Below are 15,638 nucleotides of genomic sequence, written 5' to 3' on the forward strand. Positions count from 1 at the left end.
GCTCCGCCGTCCGACGGCCCCACGGACCACGGTGCCGGCCGATCCTTGACAAGAGAAGAGCAAGAGACGAGCGGCGGTCGCACCCGCCGCCGACTGCTCACACCTCGCCGAGTTCGGAGGCGTACGGCGGCTGCGCCCCCGCCCGTGAGCAGGTGACCGCGGCCGCACGCGCCGCGAACCGCAGCAGGCGCGTCCAGCCGTCCCCGCCCAGGGCGGCGAGCGCTCCCGGAGAGAGCGCGTCCTGGGCGCGAAGTCCGTGCAGCAGGGCCGCGTTGACCGTGTCACCGGCGCCGATGGTGTCCACGACATCGACCTTCTCACCCGGTACGGAGTACTCCCCGCCGTGCCGGGTGAACACGGTCAGGCCGTCGCCGCCCCGGGTGACCACCACGGCCGTCGGTCCCGCGGCCAGCCAGTCGCGGGGGGCGCCACCCAGCCACTCCGCGTCCTCCGCGGACAGCTTCAGCAGCGTCATCGAGGGCAGCCAGCTCTTGAACCGCGCCCGGTAGGCGTCCGCGTCCGGGATCAGTCCCGCCCGGACATTGGGGTCGAGGGCCGTGAACAGGCCCTGTCCGGCCGCTGTCCGCATCAGCTCCTCATAGGCACTCGCTCCCGGTTCCAGGACGAGCGAACAGGTGCCGAAGGACACCGCCCGGGCCGCGGCGGGCAGCGTGGCCGGAGCGGTGAACAGACGGTCGGCGGTGCCGTCGACGTAGAAGGAGTAGGCCGCCGAACCACCGGCGTCGAGGGTGGCGACAGCGAGGGTCGTCGGCTCAGGGCCGCGCTGCACGGCCGAGACGTCCACTCCCTCCCGTCGCAGCCCGTCCAGCAGGGCTTCGCCGAAGGCGTCCTGTGAGGCGCGCGAGCAGAAGGCGGTCGGCGTACCGAGGCGGCCGAGGGCGACGGCGGTGTTGTACGGCCCTCCGCCGAGCGCCGGCTTCAGGTCCGCCAGGGCGCCCGGGCCCTGCGGTACCAGGTCGATCAGTGCCTCACCGGCGACGACGATCACGAGGGGTCCTCTTCTCGGACAGCTGGGTCGGTTTCGGTGACGCCGGTCCCGTCGGCGTCGCGTTGCTCCTCCGGGCAGCCGCAGGACGTGCGGTGGACGAACGTGCACGGCAGCCGCACGGTCCGGGCGGGCTGATCCGGTGCGGCAAGGCGGTTTAGCAGGACCCGTACGGCGGTGGCGCCGATCTCCTTGCCGGGCTGGGCGACGGCGGTGAGCCGGGGCGAGAACAGGTCGGCCCAGGCGAAGTCGTCGAAGCAGCACAGGGCGATGTCGTCCGGTACGGACAGGCCCCGTCGGCGCAGGGCTCGGAGTGCGCCGATGGTCATGGCGTCGTTGGCGGTGACGAGGGCGGTGGGCGGATGGGCCAGGGACAGCAGGGCGTCCGTGGCCTGCGGGGCGCCGGCCGAGTCGGAGTCGCCGGTCACGACGAGGCGTTCCTCGTGGGGGAGACCGGCCGCGGCGAGTCCCTGCCGGTAGCCGGTGACCCGCTCGGCGGTGGTGCTCAGCCCGGGCAGCCCCGCGATCAGCCCGATCCGGCGGTGGCCCAGCCCGGCGAGGTGGGTGACGAGCCCGGCCATGGGTGCGGCGTTCTCACCGCAGACCTGGTCGAAGCCAGGGGCACCGGCGTCGGCACCGGGGGTACCGGCCCCGTGGGCACCCGTGTTATCCGGGTCGGCCGGGACGTTTACCACCCGGTCGAGGAACACGGCCGGCACGGCGTGGCGGCGGAGGTAGGCGACGAGGTCGTGCGGCTGTGCGGAGGGTGCGACGATCATGCCGTCCACGCGGCGCTCGTGCAGGAACTCGACGACCTTGCGCTCGTGCAGGGGATCATCATGCGGATCCGCGACGAGCAGACTGTAGCCCGCCTCCAGAGCGGCGGCCTCGACGCCTTGCAGGATCTCCGTGAAGTATGGGTTGCTGATCACCGGCACCGCCAGACCGATGGACCGGGTACGGGAGGTCACCAGGGAGCGGGCCAGGGTGTTGGGCGTGTAGCCGAGGGCGTCGACGGCGTCCAGCACGGCCTGCCGGGTGTGGGGCAGTACGGGGCGCGTGCCGTTGAGCACGTGCGAGACGGTGGCCACGGAGACTCCGGCGCTCCGGGCGACGTCGGCCATGGTGGGCATCTCGTACCCCTTTCCGAGTCGCCGCAGTTCCCTCCGGCCGGGAACGTATCCCATCGGGGCCCTCGGCGTAAACGCTTGCGCAAGCGTTTACGCTCCCGCGGCGCAATCCTCTGCGGCACACCGCCGCGATTCCCGGCCGTAACCGCCCCGACCCGCCCCGGGGCCGGTCGATCTGCCCCGGTATCGTCGGCGTGCACGCCCCTCCCCGACCCCTGGAGACCAGATGTCCGCCGGATCTGCCGCGAGCCGCCGTACCGTCCTGAGGGGAGCCGCCGCGGCGCCGGTCGCGGGGCTCGCGCTGGCCGCTTGCTCGGCCCCGGGCAACGGCACCTCGGCCGATCCCACGCCGACCTCACCGGTCGACCTCGGGGCGGAGACCGAGATCGCCAAGGGCGGGGCCAAGCTCTTCCGGGACCACAACGTGGTGGTCAGCCGGGACGCGAAGGGGGCGCTCAAGGCGTACAGCACGATCTGCACGCACGCGGGGTGCGCCATCGACCGGCTCCAGAAGACGACCCTGACCTGCCCCTGCCACGGCAGCGAGTTCGACGCGGTCACCGGCAAGGTGGTCCAGTCGCCGGCCACCGAGCCGCTGCACGAGCTGCCGGTCACCGCGAAGAACGGCAGGATCATCGCGGGCCCGGGGGCCTGAGGAACAGGCCAACGGCCCGGACGGGCCCTGCTCCCGCCCGGCCCCGCCGACGCCCTCACTCCCGGGCGGCGGTTCAGCCGCCCGCTCCGCTCACTCCCAGTCCCAGGCGATTCCCACGAGGCCGGGGCGGACCCGGGGTTCGACCACGTGGACGCTGTGGTGCGGGCCCGTGACGGACAGTTCTTGACGGCCGCCGCGCGGAGCCGCGGGGGAGTGCTGGGTGAAGTGGTGGCAGCGGGACGGCAGTGCCCCGGCGTCGAAGCGGACCTGGAGCGCGTACTGGCCACCGGGAAAGCCGAACCCGTGGAGGTACTCGCGGCAGACTCCGGCCGTGCCGTCCTCGATGCCGTAGCGGAACAGGAAGGTGTCGCCCGAGCGCAGCCGGGTGCCGAAGAGCAGCTCGGCCACCAGAACGCCCGTGTCCTGGTCCCAACGGACGCGCCCGGTACGGCAGTTCTCCAGGGCGTGCACGTTCATGAGCTGCGGGCTGCAGCCGGGGTCGCCGTGATAGACGGCCACGAAGCGGTCGATGCCGTCGCGGTGCGCGCGCACGATGTGGTGCGACTCCCGGCCCGCCAGCTCGCGATGGGCGCCGATCCGGACGCGCTCGTGGTGCCCCAGGGTGTGCAGTCCGCCGTCGAGGGCCCAGCCCAGCTCGCTCTTGAGCCGGCCCAGGACGTCGGAGGCCGCCACCAGGGAACGGTACGAACGCGCCGCCGGACGGCGGGCGGCAGCGCGCTCGCCGGACGCCGCGAGGAGCCGGATCAGCGACTCGTCGGGCAGTTGGAGGATCTCCTCCAGCGCGCGCACGGCACGCAGGGACTCGGGGCGCTGCGGGCGGCGGGCGCCCTGCTGCCAGTAACTCAGGCTCGTGACGCCGACCTTGACCCCGTGGCGCGAAAGGTGGTGCTGCACGCGCTGGAGCGGCAGTCCGCGGGCGGCGATCGCGGCGCGCAGCGCCACGTGGAAGGGACCGCCCCGCAGAACCGTGTCCAGTTCCGCGGGGGCGGCCGGGGTGACGTCCGTGTGCTCTGTGACAGACAGCATGCACAGGAGCCTTTCTGTGAGTGTCACGACGGCTGGTCAGACCGTTGGCGCGGGCCGGGGCCACCCCCGTGGGCGCCCTTCCGGGCGTACGCCGCATGCGTCCGGCGGCGTGCACGGCCCCGAGTTCCCCCGCATTGAAGCGTGTTGACCATGCCCCGACAACACTTCGGCCCACACCTGGCCGAGCCTCGACCCCCGGCACACCGGACACGGGCCGGTCCGGGACTCCCGGCGGAGCTCACGCGCGGCCGGGAACCTCCGCCACTGGACTCCCACTGGACTCCCGCCGGACTCCCGAGGGGCGCTCGCGGGACGCTTCCGCCGGCCGGTACTCCGAGCCGGTGAAGGCGCCGGTCGGGCGTTGTCCACAGGCCCGGCGCGGTGTCGGTGCCCGCCAGTAGGGTGTGAGACATGGCCGATCCCTCCAGCTACCGCCCCAGGCCGGGTGACATCCCGGACTCCCCCGGGGTGTACAGGTTCCGTGACGAGCACCGCCGGGTGATCTACGTCGGGAAGGCGAAGAGCCTGCGCCAGCGCCTGGCGAACTACTTCCAGGACCTGGCGAACCTGCACCCGCGCACCCGGACGATGGTGACCACCGCCGCGTCCGTGGAGTGGACCGTGGTGTCCACGGAGGTCGAGGCACTGCAGCTGGAGTACTCCTGGATCAAGGAGTACGACCCCCGGTTCAACGTCAAGTACCGCGACGACAAGAGCTACCCGTACCTCGCGGTGACGATGAACGAGGAGTTCCCCCGGGTCCAGGTGATGCGCGGTCACAAGAAGAAGGGCGTGCGGTATTTCGGGCCGTACGCGCACGCGTGGGCCATCCGGGACACCGTCGACCTGCTGCTGCGGGTGTTCCCGGTGCGCACCTGCTCGGCGGGCGTCTTCAAGAACGCGGCCCGCACCGGCCGGCCCTGCCTGCTCGGCTACATCGGCAAGTGCTCCGCACCCTGCGTCGCCCGGATCGCCCCCGAGGACCACCGCGACCTGGCCGAGGACTTCTGCGACTTCATGGCCGGCCGCACCGGCGCCTACCTCCGGCGCCTGGAGAAGCAGATGATGGAGGCGGCCGAGGAGATGGAGTACGAGCGGGCCGCTCGCCTGCGCGACGACGTCGAGGCTCTGAGGAAGGCCATGGAGAAGAGCGCGGTCGTGCTCGCCGACGCGACCGACGCGGACCTCGTCGCGGTCGCCGAGGACGAGCTGGAGGCCGCCGTACAGATCTTCCACGTGCGCGGCGGCAGGGTGCGCGGCCAGCGCGGCTGGGTGACCGACAAGGTGGAGGAGATCACCACCGGCGCCCTCGTCGAGCACGCCCTGCAGCAGCTCTACGGGGAGGAGAGCGGGGACGCCGTCCCCAAGGAGGTCCTCGTCCCGGCGCTGCCCGAACCGGTCGAGCCGGTCCAGGAGTGGCTGACCGGCCGCCGTGGCTCGAACGTGTCGCTGCGCATCCCGCAGCGCGGCGACAAGAAGGCGCTCATGGAGACCGTGCAGCGCAACGCCCAGCAGTCACTCGTCCTGCACAAGACCAAGCGTGCCTCCGACCTGACCACCCGTTCGCGCGCCCTGGAGGAGATCGCCGAGGCCCTCGACCTGGACAGCGCCCCGCTGCGGGTCGAGTGCTACGACATCTCCCACCTCCAGGGGGACGACGTCGTGGCCTCCATGGTCGTCTTCGAGGACGGGCTGGCCCGCAAGAGCGAGTACCGGCGCTTCCAGATCAAGGGCTTCGCCGGGCAGGACGACGTGCGCTCCATGCACGAGGTGATCACCCGCCGCTTCCGGCGCTACCTCGCCGAGAAGGAGCGGACGGGGGAGTGGGCCGACGGAGCCGACGGAGCGGAGACCGCCGACGGAGCCGGGACGGACGCCGGCGCCGGGACCGTGCTGCCCGACGGCGACCCGCTGGGCGGCTCCCTCAAGGACGACGAGGGCCGTCCCAAGAAGTTCGCCTACCCGCCCCAGCTCGTCGTCGTCGACGGCGGCCGGCCGCAGGTCGCCGCCGCCCGGCGGGCCCTGGACGAGCTGGGAATCGACGACATCGCGGTGTGCGGTCTCGCCAAGCGCCTGGAGGAGGTGTGGGTGCCCGGTGAGGACGACCCCGTGGTCCTGCCCCGCACCAGCGAAGGCCTCTACCTGCTCCAGCGCGTCCGTGACGAGGCCCACCGCTTCGCGATCACCTACCAGCGGGCCAAGCGCGCCAAACGCTTCCGCACCGGCGCCCTGGACGACGTGCCGGGCCTCGGGGAGACCCGCAAGCAGGCCCTGATCAAGCACTTCGGCTCGGTCAAGAAGCTGCGGGCCGCCACCATCGACGAGATCCAGCAGGTCCCCGGCATAGGCCGCAAGACGGCCGAGACCATCGCCGTGGCCCTCGCCCGGGCGACCCCGGCCGCACCCGCCGTGAACACGGCGACCGGAGAGATCATTGAGGAGGAGGAACCCGAAACGACGGCGGGTTCCCCCGGGGAGCCCGTCACGGCGGGCCACCCGGACGAACGACGGGGGCAGGAGACATGAGCGAGCACGACGCACGGCCCGCAGCGGAGCGAGAACAGACGCACCCGGAAGCGGACGCGGTTCAGGAAAACGGAGCACAGGTGAGTACGGACGTCACGCCGGCCATGGCCCCCGAGGCGGCCATCCCCGAGCTGGTGATCATCTCAGGCATGTCCGGAGCGGGCCGCTCGACGGCGGCGAAGTGCCTGGAGGACCTCGGCTGGTTCGTCGTCGACAACCTGCCGCCCGCCCTCATCCCCACCATGGTGGAACTGGGCGCCCGCTCCCAGGGCAACGTGGCCCGGATCGCGGTCGTCGTCGACGTACGCGGCCGGCGCTTCTTCGACAATCTGCGCGAGTCCCTCGCCGACCTGGAGGCCAAGCACGTCACCCGGCGGATCGTCTTCCTGGAGTCCTCCGACGACGCGCTCGTGCGCCGCTTCGAGTCCGTGCGCCGCCCGCACCCCCTCCAGGGCGACGGCCGGATCGTCGACGGCATCGCCGCCGAGCGCGAACTGCTGCGCGAGCTGCGCGGCGACGCCGACCTGGTGATCGACACCTCCAGCCTCAACGTGCACGAGCTGCGCGCCAAGATGGACGCCCAGTTCGCCGGCGAGGAGGAGCCCGAGCTGCGGGCCACCGTGATGTCCTTCGGCTTCAAGTACGGCCTGCCCGTCGACGCCGACCTCGTCGCGGACATGCGGTTTCTGCCCAACCCGCACTGGGTCCCGGAGCTGCGGCCGTTCACCGGCCTGAACGACGAGGTCGCCGCCTACGTCTTCAACCAGCCCGGCGCCAAGGACTTCCTCGACCGGTACGCCGAACTGCTCCGGCTCATCGCGGCCGGCTACCGGCGTGAGGGCAAGCGGTATGTGACCATCGCCATCGGCTGCACGGGCGGCAAGCACCGCTCGGTCGCCATGTCGGAGAAGCTCGCCGCGCGCCTCGCGGCCGAGGGCGTGGAGACGGTGGTCGTGCACCGGGACATGGGACGGGAATGACAGAACGTACATCGCGGCTGAGCAGGCTGCGCCGGGCGGTGCCCGAGGCCCGCGGAGGCCGCTCCCGGCGGCGCGGGACCCAGCCCAAGGTCGTCGCGCTCGGCGGAGGCATGGGCCTGTCCGCCTCGCTCGCCGCGCTGCGCCGGATCACCGGTGACCTGACCGCCGTCGTCACCGTGGCCGACGACGGCGGTTCCAGCGGGCGCCTGCGCGACGAGCTGGGCGTGCTGCCGCCCGGCGACCTGCGCAAGGCGCTGGCCGCCCTGTGCGGGGACGACGACTGGGGGCAGACCTGGTCCCGCGTCATCCAGCACCGCTTCCAGTCCCAGGGCGACCTGCACGACCACGCGGTCGGCAACCTGCTGATCGTCGCCCTGTGGGAGCAGCTCGGCGACCACGTCCAGGCCCTGGACCTGGTCGGCAGGCTGCTCGGCGCGCACGGGCGGGTGCTGCCCATGTCCGCCGTGCCGCTGGAGCTGCAGGCCCTGGTCAAGGGGCACGACCCGACACGCCCGGAGGACGTGGACACGGTCCGCGGGCAGGCCACGGTCGCGCTCACCCCGGGCGAGGTGCAGTCCGTGCACCTGGTGCCGCACGACCCGCCGGCGGTGCCCGAGGCCGTCGAGGCGGTCCGGGACGCGGACTGGGTGGTCCTCGGCCCCGGCTCCTGGTTCTCCTCGGTCATCCCGCACCTGCTCGTCCCCGAGCTGCTGGACGCCCTCACCGAGACCAAGGCCCGCCGCGTGCTCTCCCTGAACCTCGCGCCGCAACCCGGAGAAACCGAGGGCTTCTCCCCGCAGCGTCATTTGGAGGTTTTGGGGCGACACGCCCCTAAACTCGCCCTGGACGTGGTGCTGGCCGACGAGGCCGCCGTGCCCGACCGCGAGTCGCTCGCCGAAGCCGCCAAGCGGCTGGGAGCCGCGGTCGAGCTGGCTCCGGTGGCCCGGACCGACGGTTCGCCCCGGCACGACCCGGAGCTGTTGGCCGCCGCGTACGACCGTATTTTCCGGATGCATGGAAGGATCGGCCCATGGCGATGACGGCAGCGGTGAAGGACGAGGTCTCCCGGCTCCCCGTCACCCGGACCTGCTGCAGGAAGGCGGAGGTCTCCGCCATTCTGCGGTTCGCCGGCGGCCTCCACCTGGTGAGCGGGCGCATCGTGATCGAGGCGGAGCTGGACACCGCGATGGCGGCCCGCCGTCTCAAGCGGGACATCCTGGAGATCTTCGGCCACGGCTCCGAGCTGATCGTGATGGCCCCCGGCGGACTGCGCCGCGGCTCGCGGTACGTGATCCGGGTCGTGGCCGGCGGCGACCAGCTGGCCCGGCAGACCGGCCTGGTCGACGGCCGGGGCCGGCCGATCCGCGGGCTGCCCCCGCAGGTCGTCTCCGGGGCCACCTGTGACGCCGAGGCGGCGTGGCGCGGGGCCTTCCTGGCGCACGGCTCGCTGACCGAGCCCGGCCGCTCCTCCTCGCTGGAGGTGACCTGCCCCGGCCCGGAGGCCGCGCTCGCCCTCGTCGGCGCCGCCCGCAGACTGTCGATCGCCGCTAAGGCCCGCGAGGTCAGGGGCGTGGACCGGGTCGTCGTCCGCGACGGCGACGCGATCGGCGCCCTGCTCACCCGCCTCGGGGCGCACGAGTCCGTGCTGGCCTGGGAGGAGCGCCGGATGCGCCGCGAGGTGCGGGCCACGGCGAACCGGCTCGCCAACTTCGACGACGCCAACCTGCGCCGTTCGGCCCGGGCCGCGGTGGCCGCCGGCGCCCGGGTGCAGCGCGCCCTGGAGATCCTCGCCGACGAGGTCCCCGAGCACCTCGCGGCCGCCGGGCGGCTGCGCATGGAGCACAAGCAGGCCTCCCTGGAGGAGCTTGGCGCGCTCGCCGACCCGCCGCTCACCAAGGACGCGGTGGCCGGCCGGATCCGCCGCCTGCTGGCGATGGCCGACAAGCGCGCCTCGGACCTCGGCATCCCCGGCACGGAGGCCAACCTGACCGAGGAGCTGGCGGACAACCTCGCGGGCTGACGGCCCGTCAGCACACCGTACTCGACAGGTGAGCGCGCCCCCCTCTCAACGGTGCGCGCGAACCCCGGTCCACAGGTGAGCGGACCCGCTCACGAACGAGTGAAATCGGCGTCAAAAACGGGCGACATTCCGGAGCGAATTCGGGTGAATCGACGGCCGTTCCCTGGTGGTCCGTACCCCTACTGACGGGTACGGACCACCTGCCCGTGTATGCGGCATCTCGATGTCACTCAGGGGGCATCAGAGGGGTAGGGTCGGGGGTGGTCGGGGACATCCCAAACAGAGCTCGCCGGCACCGCATGGCCGGCGTACCAACGAGGAGATCGGTTCGTGACGATCCGCGTAGGCATCAACGGCTTCGGCCGTATCGGTCGCAACTACTTCCGCGCGCTGCTGGAGCAGGGCGCCGACATCGAGGTTGTGGCCGTCAATGACCTGGGTGACACCGCGACCACGGCTCACCTGCTGAAGTACGACACGATCCTGGGCCGCCTGAAGCAGGAGGTCTCCCACACCGCCGACACCATCACGGTCGGCTCCCACACCATCAAGGTGCTCTCCGAGCGCAACCCGGCCGACATCCCCTGGGGTGAGCTGGGCGTCGACATCGTCATCGAGTCGACCGGCATCTTCACGAAGAAGGAGGACGCCGCCAAGCACATCGCGGGCGGCGCCAAGAAGGTCCTCATCTCGGCTCCGGCCAAGGACGAGGACATCACCATCGTGATGGGCGTCAACCAGGACAAGTACGACGCGGCCAACCACCACGTCATCTCCAACGCCTCCTGCACCACCAACTGTGTGGCGCCGATGGCGAAGGTCCTCGACGAGAACTTCGGCATCGTCAAGGGTCTGATGACGACGGTGCACGCGTACACGAACGACCAGCGGATCCTGGACTTCCCGCACAAGGACCTGCGCCGCGCCCGCGCCGCCGCCGAGAACATCATCCCGACCACCACCGGTGCCGCCAAGGCCACCGCCCTGGTGCTCCCGCAGCTCAAGGGCAAGCTGGACGGCATCGCGATGCGCGTCCCGGTCCCGACCGGCTCGGTCACCGACCTCGTCGTCGAACTGGGCCGCGAGGTCACGAAGGAAGAGGTCAACGCCGCCTTCCAGAAGGCCGCCGAGGGCGAGCTGAAGGGCCTGCTCGAGTACACGGAGGACGCGATCGTCTCCTCCGACATCGTCAACGAGCCGGCCTCCTGCACCTTCGACTCGTCCCTGACCATGGTCCAGGACGGCAAGAACGTGAAGGTCATCGGCTGGTACGACAACGAGTGGGGCTACTCCAACCGCCTCGTGGACCTCACGGTCTTCGTCGGCGGCCAGCTCTGATCGCCGAAGATCGCAAGCGCAGGACCTCGCAGTGACAGCAGGGCTCGGGCAGCGCACCGTCGCGCTGACCGGGCCCTGTCTCGCGCACGGAACACGCCCTCTTACGATCAAGGGCACCACGAGCCCTCCTCAGGAGTCCCCTCAATGAAGACGATCGACGAACTTCTCGCCGACGGCGTAAGCGGAAAGCGGGTCTTCGTCCGCGCCGACCTCAACGTGCCGCTGGCCGGCACCACCATCACCGACGACGGCCGCATCCGCGCGGTCCTGCCCACCGTCGAGGCCCTCGCCGACGCGGGCGCCCGGGTGGTCGTCGCCTCGCACCTGGGCCGCCCCAAGGGCGCCCCGGACCCCGCGTTCTCCCTCGCGCCGGCCGCCGCCCGCCTCGGCGAACTCCTCGGCTCGGACGTGGCCTTCGCGGCCGACACCGTCGGGCAGTCCGCCCAGGACACGGTCGCGGGCCTGAAGGACGGCCAGGTGGCGGTCCTGGAGAACCTGCGCTTCAACCCCGGCGAGACCGCCAAGGACGACGCCGAGCGCGACGCGTTCGCCGACCGGCTCGCCACCCTCGCCGACGTCTACGTCAGCGACGGCTTCGGCGCCGTGCACAGGAAGCACGCCTCGGTGTACGACCTGGCGAAGAAGCTGCCGCACTACGCCGGCCACCTGATCAGCACCGAGGTCGGCGTGCTGAAGAAGCTGACCGAGGACGTGCGGCGCCCCTACGTCGTCGCGCTCGGCGGCGCCAAGGTCTCCGACAAGCTCGCCGTCATCGACGAACTGCTCGGCAAGGCCGACCGCCTCCTCATCGGCGGCGGCATGGCCTACACCTTCCTCAAGGCCCAGGGCCACGAGGTGGGCATCTCCCTCCTGCAGGAGGACCAGATCCCGGCCGTCACGGAGTACCTGCGGCGCGCCGAGAAGCAGGGCGTCGAGCTGGTGCTACCCGTCGACGTCCTGGTCTCCCGGGAGTTCCCGGACCTGAAGACCAAGGCTCCGGCCGAGTACACCGTGGTCGACGCGGACAAGATCCCCGCCGACCAGGAGGGCCTCGACATCGGCCCGAAGACCCGGGAGCTGTACGCCTCGAAGCTCGCCGACGCCGCGACCGTCTTCTGGAACGGTCCCATGGGCGTCTTCGAGCACCCCGACTACGCCGAGGGCACCAAGGCGGTCGCCCAGGCTCTCCTCGACTCCGACGGCTTCACCGTCGTCGGCGGCGGTGACTCCGCCGCCGCCGTGCGTACGCTCGGCTTCGACGAGAACGCATTCGGCCACATCTCGACCGGTGGCGGCGCCTCCCTCGAATACCTTGAGGGCAAGACGCTCCCCGGCCTCGCCGCACTGGAGGACTGACCGTGAGTACCCGCACGCCGCTGATGGCGGGCAACTGGAAGATGAACCTCAACCACCTCGAGGCCATCGCGCACGTCCAGAAGCTCGCCTTCGCCCTGGCCGACAAGGACTACGACGCCGTCGACGTCGCCGTCCTGCCGCCCTTCACCGACCTGCGCTCCGTGCAGACCCTGGTCGAGGGCGACAAGCTGAGGATCAAGTACGGCGCTCAGGACATCTCGGCGCACGACTCCGGTGCCTACACCGGCGAGATCTCCGGCCCCATGCTGTCCAAGCTGAAGTGCACCTTCGTGGCCGTCGGGCACTCCGAGCGCCGCCAGTACCACGCCGAGACGGACGAGATCGTCAACGGCAAGGTCAAGGCCGCCTACAAGCACGGCCTGACTCCGATCATGTGCGTCGGCGAGGAACTGGAGGTCCGCGAGGCGGGCAACCACGTCGCCCACACCCTCGCCCAGGTCGAGGGCGGCCTGAAGGACCTCCCGGCCGAGCAGGCCGAGACCATCGTGATCGCCTACGAGCCCGTCTGGGCCATCGGCACCGGCAAGGTCTGCGGCGCCGAGGACGCCCAGGAGGTCTGCGCCGCGATCCGGGGCAAGATCGCCGAGCTGTACACGCAGGAGCTGGCCGACCGGGTCCGCATCCAGTACGGCGGCTCCGTCAAGGCCGGCAACGTCGCCGAGATCATGGCGCAGGCCGACATCGACGGCGCCCTGGTCGGCGGCGCCTCGCTGGACGCCGACGAGTTCGTCAAGATCGTGCGCTTCCGCGATCAGTGAGCCCGTCCGTGAGTAGGCGGTAGCGACGATACGTCGTACTCTTGCGGGGGCACGGCCGCTGTGCTGTGCCCCCGTCGTCCATCCGAGTCCGAGGAAGTTGGTCCAGCCGTGGTTTTGGGGTTCTCGATCGCCCTGATCGTCTTCAGCCTGCTGCTGATGCTGCTGGTGCTGATGCACAAGGGAAAGGGCGGCGGCCTCTCCGACATGTTCGGTGGCGGCATGCAGTCGTCGGTCGGCGGTTCCTCCGTCGCCGAGCGCAACCTCGACCGGATCACCGTCGTGATCGGTCTGCTGTGGTTCGCGTGCATCATCGTCCTCGGCATTCTGATGAAGTCGAACGCCTGACCCCCGCGTCACAAACACATACATTCCGGTACGTAAGGCCCCATGGTCGGCACGCGCTCCCGAGCGCGGCCTATCATGGGGCTCGCGGCTGAGCGGGCCCTTGTAACTCCAATCACTGGACGCGCGTTGGGCCTTACGTAGACTGAGGCGCTCGCGGCGAAGCGGAACGCCGACTCGCTTCGCGGCACCATCACGCAGGGAGTTACGACCGTGGCAAGTGGCAACGCGATCCGAGGAAGCCGGGTCGGGGCGGGGCCGATGGGCGAGGCCGAGCGTGGCGAGTCCGCGCCCCGGCTGCGCATCTCCTTCTGGTGCTCCAACGGGCACGAGACGCAGCCCAGCTTCGCCAGCGACGCGCAGGTCCCCGAAACCTGGGACTGCCCGCGCTGCGGCTTCCCCGCCGGACAGGACCGGGACAACCCGCCGGACCCGCCGCGCACCGAGCCGTACAAGACGCACCTCGCGTACGTACGGGAGCGGCGCAGCGACGCGGACGGCGAGGCGATCCTCGCCGAGGCACTCGCCAAACTGCGCGGCGAGATCTAGTACTTGACCGGCCGGACGCCTGTGGCGCCCGGCCGGAGGCGTATCCGGCGGCCCCGGGGCCGCCGGTGCGCCGTTCGGGCTGCGCGCGCCGGCCCACGCGCCGCCGCCGTGCTCCGCCTGCCCTCACCGCGCCCGCTGATCAACTAGGTTGGGACGAGCAGCGGGGCAGCACGCAAGCGGACAGGCGCAGGAAAGAAGGCTGACGTCGACATGAACGCAGACGGCCGGGCACGGCTCAACCAGACGCCCGAGTGGACCGCGCTCGCCAAGCACCGGGAGGAGCAGGCCGGCGTCCAACTGAGGGAGCTGTTCGCCGCCGATCCCGGGCGCGGTACCGGGTACACGCTGCAGGTCGGTGACCTGTACATCGACTACTCCAAGCACCTGGTCACCGACGAGACGCTGCGGTTGCTGCGTGAGCTGGCCGCCGCCACCGACGTCTTCGGACTGCGGGACGACATGTTCCGCGGCGAGAAGATCAACGTCACCGAGGGCCGGGCCGTCCTGCACACCGCGCTGCGCGCCCCGCGCGGCACGGTGATCGAGGTCGACGGGGAGAACGTGGTCCCGGCGGTGCACGCCGTGCTAAACCGGATGGCCGACTTCGCCGAACGGGTCCGCTCCGGCACCTGGAGAGGGCACACCGGCAAGCGCATCAAGAACGTCGTCAACATCGGCATCGGCGGCTCCGACCTGGGCCCCGCGATGGCCTACGAGGTGCTACGGCCCTACACCGACCGCTCGCTGACCGTCCGCTTCGTCTCCAACGTCGACGGCGCCGACCTGCACGAGGCCACGCGCGACCTCGACCCGGCCGAGACGTTGTTCATCATCGCATCCAAGACCTTCACCACCGTCGAGACGATCACCAACGCGACCTCCGCCCGCTCCTGGCTGCTGGCCGCGCTCGGCGACGAGGAGGCGGTGGCCCAGCACTTCGTGGCGCTGTCGACCAACGCCGAGAAGGTCGCCGGGTTCGGCATCGACACGGCCAACATGTTCGAGTTCTGGGACTGGGTCGGCGGACGCTACTCGTACGACTCCGCGATCGGCCTCTCGCTGATGATCGCCATCGGCCCGGACCGGTTCCGGGAGATGCTGGACGGGTTCCACCTGGTCGACGAGCACTTCCGCACGGCGCCCGCCGAGGCCAACGCCCCGCTGCTGATGGGCCTGTTGGGCATCTGGTACGACAATTTCCACGACGCCCAGTCGCACGCCGTACTGCCGTACAGCCACTACCTCTCCCGGTTCACCGCGTATCTGCAGCAGCTGGACATGGAGTCCAACGGCAAGCACGTGGCGCGGGACGGCAGGGAGGTGGACTGGCAGACCGGGCCGGTGGTGTGGGGCACGCCCGGCACCAACGGGCAGCACGCCTACTACCAGTTGATCCACCAGGGTACGAAGCTGATCCCGGCCGACTTCATCGGTTTCGCCGAGCCGGTCGCCGAGCTGAGCGGTGAACTCAAGGCTCAGCACGATCTGCTGATGGCCAACTTCTTCGCGCAGACCCAGGCGCTGGCCTTCGGCAAGACGGCCGAGGAGGTACGGGCCGAGGGGGTGCCGGAGGAACTGGTGCCGCACAAGACGTTCCGGGGCAACCGGCCTACGACGACGATCCTCGCCCGGGAGCTGACGCCGTCCGTGCTGGGACAGTTGGTCGCCCTGTACGAGCACAAGGTGTTCGTACAGGGGGCCGTGTGGAACATCGACTCGTTCGACCAGTGGGGTGTGGAGCTGGGGAAGGTGCTGGCCAAGCGGGTGGAGCCGGCGCTGAGCGAGGGGGTGGCTGTGCCGGGGCTGGACGCGTCGACGCTGGCGCTGGTCGAGAAGTACCGGTCGCTGCGCGGGCGTTGACCATTCTTTCCCACCCGCCCACCCGACTCGGTGGGTCTCATAGGCACCCT

General features: G+C 71.1%; 14 protein-coding genes. 11 read left to right on the top strand and 3 right to left on the bottom strand.

Translation table 11 applies throughout. The features are described 5' to 3' along the window. Positions 1 to 97 precede the first annotated feature (97 nt). Together DBP14_RS27235 and DBP14_RS27240 are read right to left on the bottom strand one after the other, a co-directional pair. Positions 98 to 1,009 (bottom strand): carbohydrate kinase, encoded by a 912-nt coding sequence (locus tag DBP14_RS27235; RefSeq protein ID WP_129309744.1) that lies wholly within the window; start codon positions 1,007 to 1,009, stop codon positions 98 to 100. After that, on the bottom strand, positions 1,006 to 2,139 hold the full coding sequence (locus tag DBP14_RS27240; RefSeq protein WP_129309745.1) for a LacI family DNA-binding transcriptional regulator: 1,134 nt from the start codon (positions 2,137 to 2,139) through the stop codon (positions 1,006 to 1,008). Before DBP14_RS27240 ends, DBP14_RS27235 begins: the two co-directional genes overlap by 4 nt. 223 nt (positions 2,140 to 2,362) lie before the next feature. On the opposite strand from DBP14_RS27240, the gene DBP14_RS27245 reads away from it, so the two are divergent. Continuing rightward, complete coding sequence (locus DBP14_RS27245; protein ID WP_129309746.1) at positions 2,363 to 2,791, top strand: Rieske (2Fe-2S) protein; 429 nt, start codon at positions 2,363 to 2,365, stop codon at positions 2,789 to 2,791. A 90-nt stretch (positions 2,792 to 2,881) separates the two neighbouring features. Here DBP14_RS27245 and DBP14_RS27250 read toward each other — a convergent pair whose 3' ends face one another. Next, positions 2,882 to 3,838 carry a hypothetical protein gene (locus tag DBP14_RS27250; protein WP_129309747.1) on the bottom strand — a complete coding sequence of 319 codons (957 nt, stop codon included), beginning with the start codon at positions 3,836 to 3,838 and terminating at the stop codon, positions 2,882 to 2,884. 411 nt (positions 3,839 to 4,249) lie between these two features. Between DBP14_RS27250 and uvrC the strand changes: the two genes are divergently transcribed. The 10 genes from uvrC (at position 4,250) to pgi (ending at position 15,588) form a co-directional block, all read left to right on the top strand. Then, positions 4,250 to 6,364, top strand: coding sequence for an excinuclease ABC subunit UvrC (uvrC, locus tag DBP14_RS27260; RefSeq protein ID WP_129309748.1), 2,115 nt, complete (start codon positions 4,250 to 4,252; stop codon positions 6,362 to 6,364). Continuing rightward, positions 6,361 to 7,344 carry an RNase adapter RapZ gene (gene rapZ / locus DBP14_RS27265; protein ID WP_129309749.1) on the top strand — a complete coding sequence of 328 codons (984 nt, stop codon included), beginning with the start codon at positions 6,361 to 6,363 and terminating at the stop codon, positions 7,342 to 7,344. The genes uvrC and rapZ overlap by 4 nt, the downstream gene beginning before the upstream one ends. Next, positions 7,341 to 8,384 (top strand): uridine diphosphate-N-acetylglucosamine-binding protein YvcK, encoded by a 1,044-nt coding sequence (yvcK, locus tag DBP14_RS27270; protein WP_129309750.1) that lies wholly within the window; start codon positions 7,341 to 7,343, stop codon positions 8,382 to 8,384. The genes rapZ and yvcK overlap by 4 nt, the downstream gene beginning before the upstream one ends. Next, positions 8,375 to 9,364, top strand: coding sequence for a DNA-binding protein WhiA (gene whiA, locus DBP14_RS27275; RefSeq protein WP_129309751.1), 990 nt, complete (start codon positions 8,375 to 8,377; stop codon positions 9,362 to 9,364). Before yvcK ends, whiA begins: the two co-directional genes overlap by 10 nt. Before the next feature lie 330 nt (positions 9,365 to 9,694). After that, on the top strand, positions 9,695 to 10,702 hold the full coding sequence (gap, locus tag DBP14_RS27280; protein ID WP_129309752.1) for a type I glyceraldehyde-3-phosphate dehydrogenase: 1,008 nt from the start codon (positions 9,695 to 9,697) through the stop codon (positions 10,700 to 10,702). A 144-nt stretch (positions 10,703 to 10,846) separates the two neighbouring features. Continuing rightward, positions 10,847 to 12,058: a phosphoglycerate kinase gene (locus DBP14_RS27285; protein ID WP_129309753.1), complete on the top strand. Its 1,212-nt coding sequence runs from the start codon at positions 10,847 to 10,849 to the stop codon at positions 12,056 to 12,058. Positions 12,059 to 12,060: 2 nt separating this feature from the next. Next, entirely contained in the window at positions 12,061 to 12,837 is a 777-nt protein-coding gene (gene tpiA / locus DBP14_RS27290; protein ID WP_129309754.1) for a triose-phosphate isomerase, read from the top strand. Between the two features lie 108 nt (positions 12,838 to 12,945). Further along, entirely contained in the window at positions 12,946 to 13,182 is a 237-nt protein-coding gene (secG, locus tag DBP14_RS27295) for a preprotein translocase subunit SecG (RefSeq protein ID WP_129309755.1), read from the top strand. Positions 13,183 to 13,392: 210 nt separating this feature from the next. Further along, the gene (locus tag DBP14_RS27300) at positions 13,393 to 13,728 is read left to right on the top strand and encodes an RNA polymerase-binding protein RbpA (RefSeq protein ID WP_003976875.1); all 336 of its coding nucleotides are present in this window, start codon (positions 13,393 to 13,395) and stop codon (positions 13,726 to 13,728) included. 210 nt (positions 13,729 to 13,938) lie between these two features. Beyond that, positions 13,939 to 15,588 (top strand): glucose-6-phosphate isomerase, encoded by a 1,650-nt coding sequence (gene pgi / locus DBP14_RS27305; protein WP_129309756.1) that lies wholly within the window; start codon positions 13,939 to 13,941, stop codon positions 15,586 to 15,588. The last annotated feature ends 50 nt before the right edge of the window (positions 15,589 to 15,638 follow it).

Origin of the sequence: Streptomyces sp. L2 (assembly GCF_004124325.1) — a bacterium.
Taxonomy (GTDB): domain Bacteria; phylum Actinomycetota; class Actinomycetes; order Streptomycetales; family Streptomycetaceae; genus Streptomyces.

Coding starts and splice junctions, on each gene's coding strand:
- DBP14_RS27240 (WP_129309745.1), bottom strand. CDS start 2,139: ATGCCCACCATGGCCGACGTCGCCCGGAGCGCCGGAGTCTCCGTGGCC.
- DBP14_RS27245 (WP_129309746.1), top strand. CDS start 2,363: ATGTCCGCCGGATCTGCCGCGAGCCGCCGTACCGTCCTGAGGGGAGCC.
- DBP14_RS27250 (WP_129309747.1), bottom strand. CDS start 3,838: ATGCTGTCTGTCACAGAGCACACGGACGTCACCCCGGCCGCCCCCGCG.
- uvrC (WP_129309748.1), top strand. CDS start 4,250: ATGGCCGATCCCTCCAGCTACCGCCCCAGGCCGGGTGACATCCCGGAC.
- rapZ (WP_129309749.1), top strand. CDS start 6,361: ATGAGCGAGCACGACGCACGGCCCGCAGCGGAGCGAGAACAGACGCAC.
- yvcK (WP_129309750.1), top strand. CDS start 7,341: ATGACAGAACGTACATCGCGGCTGAGCAGGCTGCGCCGGGCGGTGCCC.
- whiA (WP_129309751.1), top strand. CDS start 8,375: ATGGCGATGACGGCAGCGGTGAAGGACGAGGTCTCCCGGCTCCCCGTC.
- DBP14_RS27285 (WP_129309753.1), top strand. CDS start 10,847: ATGAAGACGATCGACGAACTTCTCGCCGACGGCGTAAGCGGAAAGCGG.
- pgi (WP_129309756.1), top strand. CDS start 13,939: ATGAACGCAGACGGCCGGGCACGGCTCAACCAGACGCCCGAGTGGACC.